Genomic DNA, 17,325 nt, shown 5'->3' on the forward strand with positions numbered 1-17,325 from the left:
TTGGCTCAGTCGCTGAACAGGGTGTGGGCAAAGCGAACGGCCAGGTCTTCCTGATAGCCGGTCGGTCGCGCGGTGATGTTGAAGGTCATCAGCTCGCCCGAGCTGTACTGGTACTCGGCAATGAAGTACACCGATTCGCCCTCCTGGATGCGGCGGAATGCCAGGAAATTCACCTGCTGTACATCGTTGGAAACCCGGCCTTCAACCTGGCCGGTCACCGGTGTCATGCCGCCGTTGCCGTTCTCCTTCATAATGGAGATATTGACGATGCCGATGCCCTTGCTGCGCTGCAGATTGTTGGCCCTGGCCACTTCGGGAGCCAGAAAGGTGCTTGGCAGCACGCTCCAGAGCACGGTGTAGTCGCCAAAATCCTTGGAGCCTGCCCGGGCATGAAGGCTCACAGACGCCAGAATCAGGGTCGCCAGAAGCGTGCATACGGTTGTAAAGCGTTTTGCCGTCATTGCTTGTTCTCCCGTGTTATGCGGTAAATGGCAATCTCACCCAGCAGGTTTGGCCAGAGTCGCGCCAGCCAACTGTTCTGGTGCTGGCCGTCTACTACCCGCCGGCTCTTGATCCGGATGCCTTTCTGGCGGCACAGCGCCTCGAAGTCCTTGAAGGTACACAGCCGGATGTTGGGTGTGTTGTACCATTTATACGGCAGTGCCTCGGATTCGGGCATGCGACCGCTCAGGGTCAACCCCCAGCGTAGACGCCAGTGGGCAAAGTTGGGGAAAGTGACAATGCCCTCGCGGCCCACCCGCAGCATTTCGTCCAGGACCTTGTCGGGCCGCCGGACCGCCTGGAGCGCCTGGGTCATCAGGACAATATCGAAGCTGCCATCGTCAAAGTTGCCAAGGCCCTGTGTGTCCAGGTTCTGTTCGATCACGGCAACGCCCCGGCCCATGCAGGTGGTGATGTGGTCCGGATTGATTTCAAGGCCAAAGCCACTGGCGCCCCTTTCCCGCTGCAGGAAGTCGAGCAGGGTGCCATCGCCGCACCCGAGGTCGAGCACGTGCTCGCCGGGCTGCACCCACTGCTGGATTATTTCAAGGTCGGGTCTCATGCGCCCACCTCCCTGGCCACCCGATCCATGTAGGCGGTAAAGATATCGGTGTACCGTGGAGTCGGAATCAAGAAGGCATCATGGCCCCAGGGGGCATCGACTTCGGCATAGCTGACTTTTCTGCGGGCCGCAATCATGGCGTTGACCATTTCCTCCGAGCGGGCGGGGGTGAAGCGCCAGTCGGTGCTGAACGACAGCACCAGGTATTCGCATCGGGCTGATGCCAGCGCCTTTGAAAGGTCGCCGCCAAATTCGTAGGCGGGGTCGAAATAGTCCAGTGCCCGGGTCATCAACAGATAGGTGTTGGCATCGAAGGATTCCGAGAATCGCTCGCCCTGATACCTGAGATAGCTCTCAACCTGAAATTCCGCGTCATAGCCGAACTTGTAGGCCTGGTCCCGAAGCTCCCGGCCGAATTTCTCGCCCATCGAAGCGTCGGACAGGTATGTGATGTGCCCGACCATCCGTGCCAGCATCAGGCCCCGACGGGGCACGGTGTCGTGGTCGTAGTAGCGCCCGTCATGGAACTCCCGGTCGGTGGTGATGGCCTGGCGGGCCACTTCGTTGAAGGCAATGTTCTGGGCGGTCAGCCTCGGGGTGGAGGCAATGACGACGGCGTGCCGCAGCCGGTCGGGGTAATCAAGGCTCCATTGCAGCGCCTGCATGCCGCCCAGAGATCCGCCGACAATGGCGGCCCAGCACTCAATGCCAAGCCGGTCGGCCAGCAGCGCCTGGCTTTTCACCCAGTCGCCCACAGTGATAACGGGGAACTCCGGGCCGTAGGGTTTACCGGTGGCGGGGTTGGTGCTGTTGGGGCCGGTGCTGCCGTGGCAGCCGCCCAGATTGTTCAGGCTGACTACAAAAAAGCGGTTGGTATCGATGGGCTTGCCAGGGCCGATGCAGCTGTCCCACCAGCCCGGTTTGCGGTCGTCGGGTGTGTGGTAGCCGGCGGCATGATGGTGCCCGCTCAGGGCATGGCATATGAGCACGGCGTTGCTGGCATCGGCGTTCAGTGTGCCGTAGGTTTCCACCACAAGGTCATAGCTTTCCAGGGTCTGACCGCAGGCCAGATCGATGGGAACGTCGAAATGATGGGTCTGCGGGGTGACAATCCCAACAGAGTCCGCAGGCAGGGAATCGGGCATCGGCGCGCGTGGTTCCTGGTTCGATCCGTAAGTGTCTGGAAAAGCAATGACAAAGCCATCGCCAGCCCAGCAGTTTAAAGCCGGGGCGGGATGGCTGCAACCGCCTGCAAGGTTGCTCTGACGGGGCTCAGACCGCCCCGGAGATATTCACCACTTTTTGCTGGATCAGGGTGGGGGCCGGCTTGCGGATCTGGCGTTGCATGGCATCGGCCAGCTCAAGCTGTCGGCGCAGATCGGCGATGGTGTTGTTGAGTCGCTGGCGTTCTGCCCGGCTGTCCCTGTCGTTGCGAACCATATCCCTCAGACGGCGAATCTGGTGTTCCAGCAGCTGCTTCTGTTCCATGGAGTACTGCATGATGGGAAGCAGGGCCTCTGAGGGCCAGCGCTCCACGTCCTGGCGTACCCGGGCGTGGAGGGTGCGGGTCTCGCTCACCATCACGTTGAAGAAGCGTCGCACCAGCACCGACTGCTCGGTGAGCAGGTTTTTCGGGCTGATCCGAAAGCGACGGGCCTTCTTGCGCAGTTCCCGTATGGCGATCACATGCCGGCCGGCGCGCAGGGGAATGGGCTCCAGGTGCCGGGCGCGACTGTCCTCGTTGTAGCGTCGGTAAATGGCGCCCACCATTTTCTCCGCCAGGTGGCCTTCACTGAGCAGGTTGGTCAGATCGCTTTCCAGCAGCTCGAAGAACTGGTCCATGGCGCGGTTCATGCCCGCGGTGGTCCAGCTCTTGGACATGCTGGCCCGCACCCGCTCGGCGTGATTTTCGAAACGCTCCTCGCTGACCAGTTTTTTCAGCATGTCGCCCTGGGAGTCCATCAGGCGACGGCTGGAGCGCAGGGTGATCAGCTTCTTGTAGTAAAAGTCGTAATCCTTCTGTGCCCGCTCGGCAAGGCGGCTCAGAGCAGCCTTGTCCATGGTCACTCCGGAGCAGGCCTGGAGTTCCTCCTCGAGGGATTCCAGTCGATATTGCATGGCCGCCTGACTGTTCTGCAGCATGCCCAGCAGATCGTTGATCAGGCTCTGGGTGATCAACTGTTCCTTGTGCATCAGGATGCGCTGAATGATCAACTGCTCAAGCTGGCCGACATTGGATTTGTCGAACAGCGTCTCGTCCTTGCGCACGCGGGCCAGCAGCCCCTGCTTGGCAGAGACCGGAATGACATCATGCTGGCGCATGCCCAGGTGATCGGCGGTGTAGCTGCGAACCCGGTCGATGGCTTCCTGGGTATGGCGTTCGCCCTGGAGGTCGTCCCAGAGCACGTCGATCTTGTTCAGCACGGCAAAACGGCCAGCCCGATGATCCGCGTGCTGGGTGTCGATGTGCTCTTTCCAGATGGTCATGTCGCTGGCGGTCACGCCGGTGTCGGCGCTGAGCACAAAGATCACGGCATGGGCCCGGGGCAGCATGCTGATGGTCAGCTCGGGCTCCGAACCGAGGGCGTTCAGACCCGGGGTATCGAGAATACGCAGTCCACGCTCGAACAGCGGGTGTCGGATGCTGATCTGGGCGTTGCGCCAGGCCGGTACCAGAACGTTGCCCGGATTGTTGCGGTCGTGCTCGAGCATGCCTTCGTCGAAGCCGAGTCCCCGCGCTTCCTCCGGCGACACGCTCTTTACCCGGGCCACTTCCGCAAGCACCTCGCGCATGATTTCCGGATCGCGTTCGTCGAGCTCGTGCTTCACCCAGCGTTCCGGCTGCTTGCGCAATTGCTGCAGCGAGAGTTCGCCGGTGCGGGTCTCAATGGGCAGCAATAGCAGGTAGTTTTCGTTGGCGCTGCGATCGAAGAAGAGCTCGGTGGGGCACATGGTGGTACGCCCCGCCTGGGAGGGCAGCATGCGCTGGCCGTATTCCGAGAAAAACAAAGCGTTGATCAGCTCGGTCTTGCCGCGGGAGTATTCCCCCACGAAGGCGATGGTCAACTCGTCCTCAATCAGCAGTTCCAGCCCGTGGCGGATACGGGTGCTGACATCGTCGGAGAACAGATCGTTATCCTGCAGCCACAACCGGTAGCGGCCAATCTGCCGGATCAGCTCTTTCTTCCAGTTGTGATAAGCCTCTACCTGCTGCGACAGAGTTCCCTGTTGATTCATCGGATTTTCCTTCTGCGCGACTTCCGGGTATTCCGGGGGCAGGAAGGGCTGCGCCCGGGTGACGGATTAATTACCGGTAATACTATCCTGTTCTTTCAATGTTTGCGGCGAGGCCTGCGACGGCAGAGCCGTTTCTTGGGCAGGAAAAAAATAAAAAGGGCTTTGAAATCATTGATATAGATTCAAAGCCCTGGATTGCAGTGTTTCGTGGATAAGTGTTACAGAGTGTATATTTGAGACACTGTTTACAGTCCCAGACCGATGGAGCCGAGACCCGCGGCCAGTTTCATGTGGTCAATAACCACGGAAATGACGTTCAGGATCAGGAATACAATGATCGGCGACAGGTCCAGGCCACCCATGGAGGGCATGATGTTGCGGACCGGGCGCATGACCGGCTCGGTAATCTGCGCCACCAGCTGAATCGCCGGGTGCCCGCTCTGGGGCGCAATCCAGCTCACCACCACGATGGCGATTACCGACCAGAAATAGATCTTCACAATCAGATCCAGCACGTTGAGCACGGCCCACACCAGCAGCGTGACGGGATTAACCGAAGGAATGCCGCCGTTCAGCGCCACCAGGATCAGGAAGAAGGTGATGGCCTGTATGACCACAGCCAGTACCAGTGAGGCGCCGTCGATGCCGCCCCAGCCGGGTATGAAACGGCGCAGAGGGCGCAGCGGCGGGTTGGTGGCCTTTACCACGAACTGGGAGATCGGGTTGTAGAAGTCAGCCCGGGCCAACTGCAGCAGGAAGCGCAACAGCACGATGGTCATGTAGAAGGTGGATGCGATCAGCAGGATCGTAATCAGAATGTCTGCCAGCATGAAGCCGTGTCTCCGTTATCGGTTACTGTTTGCCGGCCAGTTCTTTGGCCATTTCTTCCGAGCGCTTGAAGGCGGCTTTGTACGCCTTGCGCACCAGATCGCGCATGCCGCCGTCTTCAAACGTGTTGATGGCCTGTTCGGTGGTGCCGCCGGGAGACATCACGTTGCGCTTGAGCTGGCCCGGATCGTGTTCGCTGCGAGCCGCCATTTCGGCGGCGCCGGCCATGGTCTGGATGGCCAGTTCCCGGGCGGTATCGGCGGCGATGCCAGCGTCGGTCGCGGCCTCTTCGAGTGCTTCGAGCATCAGGAAGAAATAGGCCGGTCCACTGCCGGACAGGGCGGTGACGCCATGCAGCAGATTCTCGTCCTCGACCCACAGGGCGGAGCCAATGCTTTCGAAGACCGACTCCACCATCTTCTTCTGCTTGTCCTTTACGTCTTTGTTGGCGAAGAGTCCTGCTGCGCCTTTGCCTACCAGCGAGGGGGTGTTCGGCATGACGCGAACCAACGGCAAGCCGCCGCCGAGCCAGCCGTCGAGCGTATCGGCAGTCAGGCCGGCAGCAATGGAGACCATCAGCGGACGCGTGTTCTGCACCACCGGCGCGATGTCGCGACAGACATCCGCCATCACCTGGGGCTTAACCGCGAGCACCACCATGTCGGCCTGTTGGGCGCAGTAGCGGTTGTCGGTGGTAACACTCACCCCGAAGCGCTTGCGAATGGTCTGCAGGTGCGCGTCGTCCGGTGCGCTGACCCAGATGTTGCCGGCTTTGTAGCCGTTATCCAGCATACCGCCAATGATGGCGCTGGCCATGTTGCCGGCACCAATGAACGAAATGGTTGGTGATGTGCTCAAGATTCACTCCCGGGTTGATCGGTTAAACGTCCGGCCCTGATGATAGCAGGAACCGGCCGGTTCAGCTCTTCGCCGGGCGTTCGCCGAACAGTGCGGTGCCCACGCGCACCCAGGTTGCTCCCTCGGCGATCGCCAGCTCCAGATCCCCCGACATGCCCATGGACAAGGTGTCCAGTGGCCCGGCGTCGGGGTGGTCGCCTTTCAATGCTTTCAGGGTGTTGGCCAGCTTGCGGAAGCTCGCCCTCAATTCGGCCTCCGGTTGCGACGGGTCCGGGATGGCCATCAGACCACGGAGCCTGAGGTTGGGCAGTTCGCCGACGGCTTCGACCAGTCCGGGCAGTTGGTCAACCCGACACCCGGACTTGCTCTCTTCTTCATTAATATTGACCTGCAGGCAGATATTCAACGGGGGTAGGGTGTCACCCCGCTGGTCATTGAGCCTGCGGGCGATTTTCAGGCGATCGACACTGTGGACCCAATCGAACGATGACGCAATCTGGCGGGTCTTGTTGGACTGGATGGGGCCGATGAAGTGCCATTCCATGTCGGGTAGGTCGGCGAGGGCCTCCTGTTTTTCGAGGGCCTCCTGAACATAGTTTTCCCCGAACGCTACCTGCCCGGCGGCGAATGCCTCACGCAGGTCTTCGGCGGGCCGGGTCTTGCTGACCGCGAGCAGCCGCACCGAGCCCGGCGAGCGGCCCGCCTGCAATGTTGCTTTTTGTATGCGTCGGGTTACGCTCCCGATGTTGTCTGCTATGCTGCTCATAGTGTGAAATCGCCACGCCCGGTCTGTCACTTGTACGGTGACACGTTACCCGCAGGTCACTGAAATGCCAAGTGAACCCCGCCGGGTCCCCGCCGGGCGGAAGCAACCGGAATAAAAGAAAAACGCCTTCCGAGGACTCCTATGGATATTACTGAACTGCTTGCCTTCTCGGCGAAACAGGGCGCGTCTGACTTGCACCTGTCCGCCGGCCTGCCCCCGATGATTCGTGTGGATGGTGATGTGCGCCGCATCAACCTCCCGCCCATGGAGCATAAAGAAGTCCACGGGCTGATCTACGACATCATGAATGACAAGCAGCGGAAGGATTACGAGGAGTTTCTGGAGACCGACTTCTCGTTCGAAGTGCCCGGCGTTGCCCGTTTCCGTGTGAATGCATTTAACCAGAACCGGGGCGCGGGCGCCGTGTTCCGGACCATCCCCTCCAAGGTTCTGACCATGGAAGACCTCGGTATGGGGCAGGTGTTCAAGGACATCTCCTCGGTGCCCCGGGGCCTGGTGCTGGTAACGGGCCCCACCGGTTCCGGTAAGTCCACCACCCTGGCGGCGATGATGGACTACATCAACGACACCCGGTACGAGCACATCCTCACCATTGAGGACCCCATCGAATTCGTTCACGACTCCAAGAAGTGCCTGGTCAACCAGCGGGAAGTGCACCGGGACACTCTGGGCTTTAATGAAGCCCTGCGTTCCGCTCTGCGGGAAGACCCGGACATCATTCTGGTGGGCGAGCTCCGGGACCTGGAAACCATTCGCCTGGCGCTGACCGCCGCCGAAACCGGCCACCTGGTTTTTGGCACCCTGCACACCACCTCTGCGGCCAAGACCATCGACCGGGTGGTGGATGTGTTCCCGGCCGAGGAAAAATCCATGGTGCGTTCGATGCTGTCTGAATCCCTTCAGGCGGTTATTTCCCAGACCCTGATGAAGAAAATGGGCGGCGGGCGGATTGCGGCCCACGAGATCATGATCGGCACCTCTGCGATCCGGAACCTGATCCGGGAAGACAAGATTGCGCAGATGTACTCGTCGATCCAGACCGGTGGTTCCCTGGGCATGCAGACCCTCGACCAGTGCCTGGAGCGGCTGCTGCAGAAGGGGCTGATTTCTCGGGAAGCGGCGCGGGCCAAGGCCAAGATGCCTGATAACTTTTAATTGGATTGCTCCCGGCCGTGTCGTTGGTGCCAGGAGCAGGCGGGGAATTCAAAAGACTCCCCGAATACAGTTTGACGGGTGGGGCGGGTTCCGCCTCCCGGGACTGTCTGCAGCATGGATGCTGCAGTCAAGCGTACACGGACGTATTCACAGCGTGTCCCGGGAGGCGGAACCCGCCCCACCCAAGCACCAGACGATGAAGATTGGGTACAAAAAATGGAATTCGAAAAACTGTTACGGCTGATGGTGGAAAAGGGCGGTTCAGACCTGTTTATTACCGCAGGTGTGCCACCGAGCATGAAAGTGAACGGGAAGGTTCTGCCGGTCACCAAGAACGCGCTGACGCCGGAGCAGACGAGGGAGTTTGTCTACGGCGCCATGAATGACAAACAGCGCGCCGAGTTCGAGGAAACCCACGAGTGTAACTTTGCCATCAGCGCCCGCGGCATTGGCCGATTCCGGGTATCCGCGTTTTTCCAGCGCAACCTGTGCGGCATGGTGCTGCGCCGGATCGAGGTAAAGATTCCGCAGATTGATGACCTGGCGCTGCCAGAGGTTATCAAGGACCTGGCCATGACCAAGCGCGGTCTGATCATGTTCGTGGGCGCTACCGGCACCGGTAAGTCCACCTCACTGGCGGCCATGCTGGGGCACCGGAACCGCAACAGTCGCGGTCACATTATCTCCATCGAGGATCCGATCGAATTCGTGCACCAGCACCAGGGTTGTATTGTCACCCAGCGCGAGGTGGGGATCGATACCGAGAGCTTCGAGGTGGCCCTGAAGAACACCCTGCGGCAGGCGCCGGACGTTATCCTGATCGGTGAGGTACGGACCCGCCAGACCATGGAGTACTCGGTGCAGTTTGCCGAGACCGGCCACCTGTGTCTGGCTACCCTGCACGCCAACAACGCCAACCAGGCGTTGGACCGGATCATCCAGTTTTTCCCGCCGGAGCAGCATAACCAGATCTGGATGGACTTGTCCCTGAACCTCAAGGCCATTGTAGCCCAGCAGCTGGTGCCCACCCCCGACGGTAAGGGCCGCAAAGCGGTCATCGAGGTGCTGATCAACACCCCGCTGGTGGCGGATCTGATCCGCAAGGGTGAGGTGCACCGGCTCAAGGAGCTGATGGCCAAATCCAACGAATCCGGCATGCAGACCTTTGACCAGGCACTTTATCGGCTGTACGCCGAGGGCTCGATTACTTATGAGGATGCACTGGCACACGCGGATTCCGCGAACGATCTGCGCTTGATGATCAAGCTGGGTGCTGATGCCCAGGGAGCCGACAAGTTGTCTTCCACCGTGGACAAGCTGTCGATTCAGGATGACTGAGGGTTGTTGCCGGGTTCGACTTTAGTGGTAGAAAGTTAGTGCCCTGAACGGTTAGTGATGGCATTTGAGGCCAATTGGTCGTGGTGCGTATACTCCGCGCAAATCAACAAGGAGATACCATGCGCCAGATATCGCCAATGCTTGCACGTGCCATACGCTTCGCCACTCTGGCTGCCGTTGCAGTCCCCGCCACCGCACTGGCAGGCGGTTTTTCCCTGAATGAACAGAGTGCCAGCGCCATGGGCACCGCCAACGCGGGTGCCGCTGCCAACCCCGAGAATGCCACCACGGTGCTGTTCAATCCCGCCGGCATGAGTCAGCTGTCTGGCACCAACATTTCGTTTGGTGCAGCGGTTCTGGATATTGATGCCGAGGCCCGGGAAAACACCATCTCTGCCACGCGGCAAAACCCGGCGGTTCCTGTGCAGCCAGCGACAACCGGGGGCGACATTGCCGACCCGGCCGTGCTCCCCAATTTCTACCTCACCCACGAAGTCAGCGACACTATTGATGTCGGCTTTGGTATTCACGCGCCTTACGGTCTGGCTGCAGACTACGACGACGGTTTTGCCGGCCGGTTCTTTGCAGACAAGACCGAATTGACGGCCATTGCCTTCACGCCTTCAATCTCCGTCAGCAACGGTAACGGACTGTCGATGGGCGCAGGGATCAACCTGATCTATGCCGAAGGTCGACTCACCCGATACCAGGACCTGAGTGGCATTGCGGGCCCCGCCGCGCTCGCGTTGGACGAGCCGTATGCCGATATCGAAGGCGATGACATTGGCGCGACCTTCCGGGTGGGTTTTCTGTACGAGATCTCAGAGATGACCCAGATTGGTCTGAGTGCGCAGACCGGCACCGAACTGGATCTCAAAGGCGACGCTACCATCTCCGATTTTCCCGTGCTGAGTTCTCCGGGCCAGACCACCACGCTCACAGAAAAGGTCCGAGTGCCCCTGGCGATTCCCGAGAGCGCAACCCTGGGTCTGCGCCACCGCTTCAACGATGAGTTTACCGTTCTGGCTGGCGCCACTTACGCAAAATGGAGCCGCTTTGAAGAGCTGGATATCATCAGCCGTCGGGAGTCGCCGGGTGAAGTGTCTTCGGTTTCCGGGTATCCCTATATCAACCACGTCACCGAGAAGTGGCAGAACACCTGGCAGTTCAACTTAGGCGGCATCTGGCAGGCAACCCCGGAGTGGGCGCTGAAAGCCGGTTATGCCTGGGATGAATCGCCGGTGAACGAGCAGTACGTGACGGCGCGGATTCCCTCAGAGGACCGCCACTGGCTGACCCTCGGCGCTCAGTGGAAAGATGTCAGCACCGGCTGGACCGTTGATGCGGCCGTCGGCACCCTGCTGTTTTCCGGAGATGCCGACGTTGATGACCGGGAATACACCCACCAGAACCCCACACAGCCAGCCACGCCCGCCCGTTACCAGGGCAGCTACGACCTGAGCGCCCTGAGTGCGGCGGTTGAAGTCAGCAAGGCATTTTGATCCTTCAATATCGTCTGTCAGCCTACCACCTGGCCACGGTAGATCACTTTGGTCTTTCGCGGCGGGTGGAATGCCTCGTTTGCCTCGGGGGTCGATGACGCCGCCGGCGCATCGGCGATCACCTGGCCGCGGTACGTCCGTTTCAGGCCGTCGTCCTCGGTTTCGGGCTCAATGTTCAGCTGCGGAACCTGCTGCTTGAGCGTTTCCCAGGTGCGGATCAGGTGGCTGGAGCGGGTTTTGCCCGCATACTCCGCAAGCTGCTGTTCCAAGTGCTCATCCGTGAGATGCAGTTTGACGCCAAATTCCGTGTGAATCAGGCGTCGGCACTGGTGAACCAGTTTCAGCACGCTGGGTTCCAGCAGCCAGCTACGTTCAGATACCAGAGAAGTCATGGTGTGAGCCTCGGAGAAAGTGTCACCGCATGGCGCCGCCCGCGATGGTAAAGCGGAACGGACGCCGACTGGGTAACAGAAGCGAATATCGTGCCGCACTCTTCTCTATCCGCTTCCCCGTGCCCGCCTCCGCCCTTAGCGGCGCGCCCGGGATCCCGTGGCAACGCGCGTGGGCGATCCCGGCGACGACCGGGAGGCTCGATGAATGGCGGCGGGATTGGCCTGTTTCGGTGCGCTCCGGTGCTTTCTTGCCCCAAGTTGGTGTGCTAATGGGCTTCGTCCCAGTTGTCGCCGGCACCGGCTTCCACAAGCAGGGGGACATGCAGATCGGCGGCTGCCGACATGCGTTGCACCAGGCCGTCACGAATCTTGTCGAGGGCTGATTCCCGGACCTCGAGGATCAGTTCGTCGTGCACCTGCATGGTCATGCGGGCGTCGTCCGCGTGCTCGCGCAGGAGCCAGTTTTCCACCTCTACCATGGCGCGTTTGATGATGTCAGCCGCCGTACCCTGCATGGGCGCGTTGATGGCGGTGCGCTCCGCCGCCTGCTGCATCTGCTTGTTGCGGGCGTTGATCTCGGGCAGGTACAGGCGCCGGCCAAAGAGGGTTTCCACGAAGCCGTCGTCGTGGGCCTGTTTGCGGATGTTGTCCATGTATTTGAGCACGCCGGGGTAGCGTTCGAAATAACGGTCGATGTATTGCTGGGCCAGCTTACGCTCCACATCCAGCTGGCGGGACAGGCCAAAGGCCGACATTCCGTAGATCAGGCCGAAGTTGATGGCCTTGGCACTGCGCCGCTGATCGGCGGAGACCTCGTCCAGGCTCACGCCAAAGACTTCGGCGGCCGTGGCCTTGTGAATGTCCTCGCCTTTCTCGAACGCCTTCAACAGTCCTTTGTCGCCGGACAGGTGGGCCATGATCCGCAGCTCGATCTGGGAGTAATCCGCCGCCACCAGTTTGAAGCCCTCCGGCGCGATGAACGCCTGGCGGATGCGCCGCCCCTGTTCACTGCGGATGGGAATGTTCTGCAGGTTGGGTTCCGACGAGGACAGCCGGCCGGTGGCCGTGACCGCCTGATGATACGAGGTGTGCACGCGGCCGGTTCGATGGTGAATCAGCTCCGGCAGGGTGTCGGTGTAGGTCGACTTGAGCTTGCTCAGGCTCCGGTGTTCCAGAATCAGGCGTGGCAGCTCATGTTCGTGGGCCAGTTCCTGCAGCACCGGCTCGGCCGTGGACGGGGCCCCTTTCGGGGTTTTCTTGATCACCGGCAGGCCAAGCTTGTCGTAGAAAAGCGCCTGTAATTGCTTGGTGGAGCCCAGGTTGAACGTCTCACCAGCCACTTCGTGAGCCTCTTTCTCCAGTTCCGCCATGCGCTCGGCCAGTTCCTGGCTGTGTTGGCGCAGGGTGCTGGCGTTGATCAGGGTGCCGCGTTGCTCCATACGAGAAAGCACCGGCACCAGTGGCAGGTCGATCTCGCGGTACACCGAGGCCAGTTTGCCGGTCTCTTCGAGCCTGGGCTTCAGGGTCTCGTGCAGCCGCAGGGTGATGTCGGCGTCTTCTGCGGCGTAGGGCGCGGCCTGTTCCAGCTCGATCTGGTTGAAGGTCAGTTGCTTGGCGCCCTTGCCCGCGATCGACTCGTAGCTGATGGTTTTCTCGTTCAGGTAATACATTGCCAGGCTGTCCATGTCGTGGCGGGTGGCCACGGAGTTCAGCACGTAGGACTCGAGCATGGTGTCCTCGGCAATGCCTTCCAGGTTGATGCCGTGGTTGGCGAGCACGTTCTTGTCGTATTTGAGGTTTTGTCCCACCTTGGCGAGTTTCGGGTTTTCCAGCAACGGCTTGAGCTGTTTGAGGACCTCATCCCGGTCCAGCTGTTCGGGAGCGCCCATGTAATCGTGAGCCAGAGGCACATAGGCTGCTTCGCCCGGCTCGATGGCAAAGGACACACCCACGATCTCGGCATCAATGTAGCGCAGGCTGGTGGTCTCGGTGTCGAAGGCAAACAGGTCGGCGTCCTTCAGCCTCTTGAGCCAGCTATCCAGGGTTTTCTGATCGGTCACCACGCTGTAGTTGCGGGAGCCGGATGAGTTACCGCTGTTCTGCCCGGAGCTGGAACCCGCTTTCTGGCTGGACTCCTGCCTGTTTTCGGGATGACTGGCGTTGCCCGGATTGCCCTCGCCGTTTTCCAGTTCCGCTATCCAGGTCTTGAACTCGTATTCCCGGAACAGCTCAAGCAACTGGTCATCGTCCTGTTCCCGAAGCTTGAGATCCTCCAGGCCAAAATCCAGCTCGACATCGGTGCGGATGGTGGCCAGCTCCCGGCTCAGGGGCAGGGAATCGGTGGCCTCCCGGAGGTATTCCCCGATCTTGCCCTTGATCTCATCGGCATGCTCGATCAGGTTGTCCAGGTTGTCGTAGGTCTGCAGCCACTTTACAGCGGTTTTCGGGCCGCATTTGTTGACCCCCGGAATGTTGTCCACCTTGTCGCCCACCAGGGCCAGGTAATCGATGATCTGCTCGGGGGTGACGCCGAACTTTTCCACCACCCCGTCCCGGTCCATACGGGTTTCGGTCATGGTATTGATCAGGGTGACGTGATCGCTGACCAGCTGTGCCATGTCCTTGTCGCCGGTAGACACCACGACGTCGATACCCTTGCTGGTGGCCTCGTTGGCCAGGGTGCCGATCACGTCGTCGGCTTCAACGCCACTGACGGTCAGTAGCGGGAGTCCCATGGCCTTTACGATCTCGTGGATTGGTTCGATCTGACAGGCCAGATCCTCCGGCATCGGCGGACGGTTGGCCTTGTACTCCTCGTACATCTCATGACGGAAGGTTTTGCCCTTGGCGTCGAACACCACCACCATCTTGGAGCCGGGAAAATCCTGCTCCAGGCGGCGGATCATGCTGATTACCCCCTTGATGGCGCCGGTGGGGTGGTCCTTGCTTGTGGTCAGCGGTGGCAGTGCGTGATAAGCGCGGAAAAGATAGGACGATCCGTCCACAAGAACCACAGGGGGAGTGTTTTTGCTGGTCATGTCAAAACAGGTCCGGAATCTGATTGAAGCGTGGAATGGCTTGTGCAACTCTGTCATCAAATGAATGGACAAGAGGGTATCACGAAAATGAAACGAATCGCCTGCCCGGCTCTGTTGCTCGCCAGCCTGCCTCTGGCCGCGCTCGCCCAGGACTCCGGCGCGCTGGATGAGACGCCTGTGGCAACGCCGAAGGAACCGGTGGTGATTTCGGACTACCAGCCGGCCAGTGAGGGCCCGCAGATCGTGATTCGGCCCGGGGAGAATGAAGTCTTCTATGAATACCGGGTCAACGGCCAGCTCATGGAAATCAAGGTGGTGCCCGAAGTAGGGGCGGAATACTATCTGGTGCCGGCGGACGGCGGCGGCTGGATCCGGGAAACCGAGTCCGACATGCTGGTGCCGAGCTGGGTCATTTTCCGCTGGTAGCCCGATCTCAGATGAGATCGACGGCCACGGGCTCTGAGCGCCGGCTCTCCAGTCCTTCGTTGTCCACCGTGGTAATGGTGAATTCGTAGGCCCCGGCCGGGAGCCCGTCCAGGGCGTACCGGGTAACGGAAGGGCTGTCGATGCGAATGACCTGGTAACTGGCCTGGTGCCTCAGCCGGAAGTAAATCCGGAAGCCGGCAATCTGTCCCGGCGCCAACGCTGAGCCGTCTTCCCTGGTCAGTGGTGCATTCCAACGTAATTCTCTGGTAGCAATGGCCGCGCCGCCTGCATGGGTGCGGGCCTGTCCTAGTGTGTTCAGCAGGCCATCGGTCGCCTGGTCCAGCCGTGAATCAGCCAGTTCTGAGGCTCGCTGGGGACTGGTTTTCGTGGCTCTCGAATCTTCCTGGCACCCGGACAGAGCCAGGCAGGCAAGCAGCGTCAGCGCAGACACTACGGTACGGCGATAAATGGTTGCAGCGTAAAGCATCGACTACTCACATACGGGCGGCAACGGGGCCGGCGAACGGATTGACAACGTATGGAGCCTGAATAAAACGGGGAGACGGGCCTCGAACCAGTGCGCAATTATGCCAGCCGCGATCAGCGGTTCAAGTGAATAATCCGTAAAACCGCGTATAACGACGATTTCGGGTTTTAGTATGAACATTCTAATTTTTACCCGTAACTTTGATTCTGAAATTGAAGAAAGGTCGGTGCGGATCAACCCATACGGCCTTGGAATTTTCAGGTAATCAAGGAGAACCAACATGGGTAAGCTCAAGAGCTATCAGGAACAACTGCAGGACATCGTAGAGAAGGGCATCAACGCCGCTGAAGAACAGCAGAAGAAGCTGGCCGCCAAGCCGTTTGACTACGCCGAAAAGCTTGAGTCTGAAGCGCGCGAATACAGCGTGAAGACCCTGCGCAAGCGTTACAACGGCTACAGCGACAGCCTCTTCGATCAGCTGCGCAGCCTGAACAGCCGCTTCGGCAACTTTGCCGCAGACCTGGTGGCCAAGCTGGAAAAAGAAGCCGCTGAAGGCGCGGACGCTGTTTCTGAAGCAGCAGAAGACGTGTCTGAAGCCGCCCAGGACGCCAAGAAGTCTGTGGAAGCCAAAAAGCCGGCGGCTCGCAAGTCCACCGCCCGCAAATCCACCTCTACAGCCAAGAAGAGCACTGCTTCTGCCTGAGTGAGGTGAGGCGGCTGTCGAAGACAGTTTGCCAGGCTAAAAAAGGGGCTCCGTTTTGCGGAGCCCCTTTTTTGTGTTTCATCTTTCCAGGATTCATTTCTTGGCGGGCGCACTGCCCTGGCAGGCCCTTTGCTCTTATTCGGTGGCCTCTTCCGGATCGAGTGGAAGGGTGCGAGCCTGTTCAGTGATTTCCTCAAGACGTTCGATGTCGGCTTCAAACGCGTCCCGTAGCGCTTCGATTTCCTGGGTTTGAACAGCAATTTCGCGCTCGATGTCCCGAATCTGAGCCTCCAGACGCCGGATCTTTTCCAGGGTTGCCTCGGGAATATCCCGTCCGGCCCTTTCCAGGTCCGCGGCCCGGCTCTGTTCGGCGTCCAGTTGGCTGGAGATGACCGAGATATTGCCTCGTTTCAGCTGGATAAGCCCCTCAAGTTCGCGGATCTTGCGGTGCATGGCCTTCACCGCCTGATCGGGGTGGCTAAACCGTTTGAGGAGCAGGCGGTCTTGCTCCCTCTGCTCGGCCAGGGCTTTCTGACGTTGCTTTTCCGCCTCCCGGGCGGCGATTTCTTCTTCGGTGGGCGCTGGCGGAATGGTCTCAATCACCCGGCCATTGTTGCCAAGGATGTCGTACCCGCGTTTGGTGGCTTCCTGGGGAATGGTATTGCTGATCACCACCTGGCCGTTCTCATCCGTGTAGCGGTACATGTTGGCCGCAGCCTGGGAGGACATTCCCAGGGCCAGCGCCAACACCGTTGCTTTCAGTGAGCGTTCAGTCAGGCGTTTGGTCATCAGTCAGACTCCGTAACGGTCTCGGTAACTGGCTACCCTGCTTGCGTGCTCTGTAAACCCGGTGTTGGACTGCAGGTAGTCCAGAACCTGGTCCAGGCGGATGATGCTGACCACCGGAATCCCGAATTCCTTTTCCACTTCCTGGATGGCGGACAATTCACCGTTGCCGCGCTCCTGCCGGTCCAGGGCAATCAGTACGCCGGCAGGTTCGGCACCGGCCTCACGAATCAGGTCGATGGATTCCCGAATAGCCGTTCCGGCGGTAATCACATCGTCAACAATCAGTATTCTGCCCTGCAAAGGTGCACCCACGATGTTGCCGCCCTCACCATGATCTTTCTTTTCCTTGCGGTTAAAGGCAAAGGGTTTGCTGTTACCGTCTGTAGCAAGGGCCATGGCGGTGACGGTGGCCAACGGAATGCCCTTATAGGCAGGGCCGAAAATGATGTCATAATCCAGCCCGCTGCGTTCTATGGCAGCGGCATAGGCCTTGCTTAGCTGAAGCAGGTCGTCCCCGGTGTTGAACAGGCCTGCGTTGAAAAAGTACGGGCTGGTACGGCCAGACTTGAGCGTGAACTCGCCGAATCGCAAAACGTTCCGGCGGATGGCGAATTCGATAAATGTCTGCTGATAGTCGTGCATGGCAAGGCTTCTGGCGGGTGTTCGTCTTTAATTAGCGCGTAAAAACGGTATCATACACACAAACCGAATCAGGGAACACG

General features: G+C 59.9%; 17 protein-coding genes. 5 read left to right on the forward strand and 12 right to left on the reverse strand.

The features are described from left to right. Positions 1–5: 5 nt before the first annotated feature. From BM344_RS12625 to BM344_RS12655, 7 genes are all read right to left on the reverse strand, one after another. A complete protein-coding gene (locus BM344_RS12625; protein ID WP_091990421.1) occupies positions 6–461 on the reverse strand; it encodes a DUF4426 domain-containing protein in 456 nt (151 codons plus the stop codon). After that, positions 458–1,063, reverse strand: coding sequence for a methionine biosynthesis protein MetW (metW, locus tag BM344_RS12630; RefSeq protein ID WP_091990424.1), 606 nt, complete (start codon positions 1,061–1,063; stop codon positions 458–460). Before metW ends, BM344_RS12625 begins: the two co-directional genes overlap by 4 nt. Further along, positions 1,060–2,208: a homoserine O-succinyltransferase MetX gene (metX, locus tag BM344_RS12635; protein WP_091990427.1), complete on the reverse strand. Its 1,149-nt coding sequence runs from the start codon at positions 2,206–2,208 to the stop codon at positions 1,060–1,062. The genes metW and metX overlap by 4 nt, the downstream gene beginning before the upstream one ends. Before the next feature lie 127 nt (positions 2,209–2,335). After that, positions 2,336–4,300 (reverse strand): dynamin family protein, encoded by a 1,965-nt coding sequence (locus BM344_RS12640; RefSeq protein ID WP_091990430.1) that lies wholly within the window; start codon positions 4,298–4,300, stop codon positions 2,336–2,338. Positions 4,301–4,545: 245 nt separating this feature from the next. Further along, positions 4,546–5,130, reverse strand: coding sequence for a YggT family protein (locus BM344_RS12645; protein ID WP_091990433.1), 585 nt, complete (start codon positions 5,128–5,130; stop codon positions 4,546–4,548). 22 nt (positions 5,131–5,152) lie between these two features. Further along, positions 5,153–5,986, reverse strand: coding sequence for a pyrroline-5-carboxylate reductase (gene proC, locus BM344_RS12650; RefSeq protein WP_091990435.1), 834 nt, complete (start codon positions 5,984–5,986; stop codon positions 5,153–5,155). Positions 5,987–6,047: 61 nt separating this feature from the next. After that, the gene (locus BM344_RS12655) at positions 6,048–6,752 is read right to left on the reverse strand and encodes a YggS family pyridoxal phosphate-dependent enzyme (protein ID WP_091990437.1); all 705 of its coding nucleotides are present in this window, start codon (positions 6,750–6,752) and stop codon (positions 6,048–6,050) included. A 141-nt stretch (positions 6,753–6,893) separates the two neighbouring features. On the opposite strand from BM344_RS12655, the gene BM344_RS12660 reads away from it, so the two are divergent. The 3 genes from BM344_RS12660 (at position 6,894) to BM344_RS12670 (ending at position 10,768) form a co-directional block, all read left to right on the forward strand. Continuing rightward, the gene (locus tag BM344_RS12660; RefSeq protein WP_058091364.1) at positions 6,894–7,928 is read left to right on the forward strand and encodes a type IV pilus twitching motility protein PilT; all 1,035 of its coding nucleotides are present in this window, start codon (positions 6,894–6,896) and stop codon (positions 7,926–7,928) included. 216 nt (positions 7,929–8,144) lie between these two features. Next, on the forward strand, positions 8,145–9,266 hold the full coding sequence (locus tag BM344_RS12665; RefSeq protein WP_091990440.1) for a PilT/PilU family type 4a pilus ATPase: 1,122 nt from the start codon (positions 8,145–8,147) through the stop codon (positions 9,264–9,266). Positions 9,267–9,385: 119 nt separating this feature from the next. Then, complete coding sequence (locus BM344_RS12670; RefSeq protein WP_091990443.1) at positions 9,386–10,768, forward strand: OmpP1/FadL family transporter; 1,383 nt, start codon at positions 9,386–9,388, stop codon at positions 10,766–10,768. Positions 10,769–10,785: 17 nt separating this feature from the next. On the opposite strand, the gene BM344_RS12675 is transcribed toward BM344_RS12670, so the two are convergent. Further along, entirely contained in the window at positions 10,786–11,160 is a 375-nt protein-coding gene (locus BM344_RS12675) for a hypothetical protein (protein WP_091990446.1), read from the reverse strand. 266 nt (positions 11,161–11,426) lie between these two features. Further along, a complete protein-coding gene (gene polA / locus BM344_RS12680) occupies positions 11,427–14,198 on the reverse strand; it encodes a DNA polymerase I (RefSeq protein WP_091990448.1) in 2,772 nt (923 codons plus the stop codon). A gap of 87 nt (positions 14,199–14,285) precedes the next feature. Here polA and BM344_RS12685 point away from each other — a divergent pair, with 87 nt between their 5' ends. After that, positions 14,286–14,624: a DUF2782 domain-containing protein gene (locus BM344_RS12685; protein WP_091990451.1), complete on the forward strand. Its 339-nt coding sequence runs from the start codon at positions 14,286–14,288 to the stop codon at positions 14,622–14,624. A gap of 7 nt (positions 14,625–14,631) precedes the next feature. Here BM344_RS12685 and BM344_RS12690 read toward each other — a convergent pair whose 3' ends face one another. Further along, positions 14,632–15,111, reverse strand: coding sequence for a fibronectin type III domain-containing protein (locus BM344_RS12690; RefSeq protein WP_091990454.1), 480 nt, complete (start codon positions 15,109–15,111; stop codon positions 14,632–14,634). 280 nt (positions 15,112–15,391) lie between these two features. On the opposite strand from BM344_RS12690, the gene BM344_RS12700 reads away from it, so the two are divergent. Continuing rightward, on the forward strand, positions 15,392–15,814 hold the full coding sequence (locus BM344_RS12700; RefSeq protein ID WP_091990459.1) for a hypothetical protein: 423 nt from the start codon (positions 15,392–15,394) through the stop codon (positions 15,812–15,814). Positions 15,815–15,949: 135 nt separating this feature from the next. Here the strand turns inward: BM344_RS12700 and BM344_RS12705 are convergent, their stop codons facing one another. Further along, the gene (locus BM344_RS12705; protein WP_091990461.1) at positions 15,950–16,603 is read right to left on the reverse strand and encodes a DUF4124 domain-containing protein; all 654 of its coding nucleotides are present in this window, start codon (positions 16,601–16,603) and stop codon (positions 15,950–15,952) included. Between the two features lie 3 nt (positions 16,604–16,606). Beyond that, a complete protein-coding gene (gene pyrE / locus BM344_RS12710) occupies positions 16,607–17,245 on the reverse strand; it encodes an orotate phosphoribosyltransferase (RefSeq protein ID WP_091990463.1) in 639 nt (212 codons plus the stop codon). Positions 17,246–17,325: the final 80 nt, after the last annotated feature.

The sequence above is a fragment of the Marinobacter gudaonensis genome, from assembly GCF_900115175.1.
GTDB classification, from domain to species: Bacteria; Pseudomonadota; Gammaproteobacteria; order Pseudomonadales; family Oleiphilaceae; genus Marinobacter; species Marinobacter gudaonensis.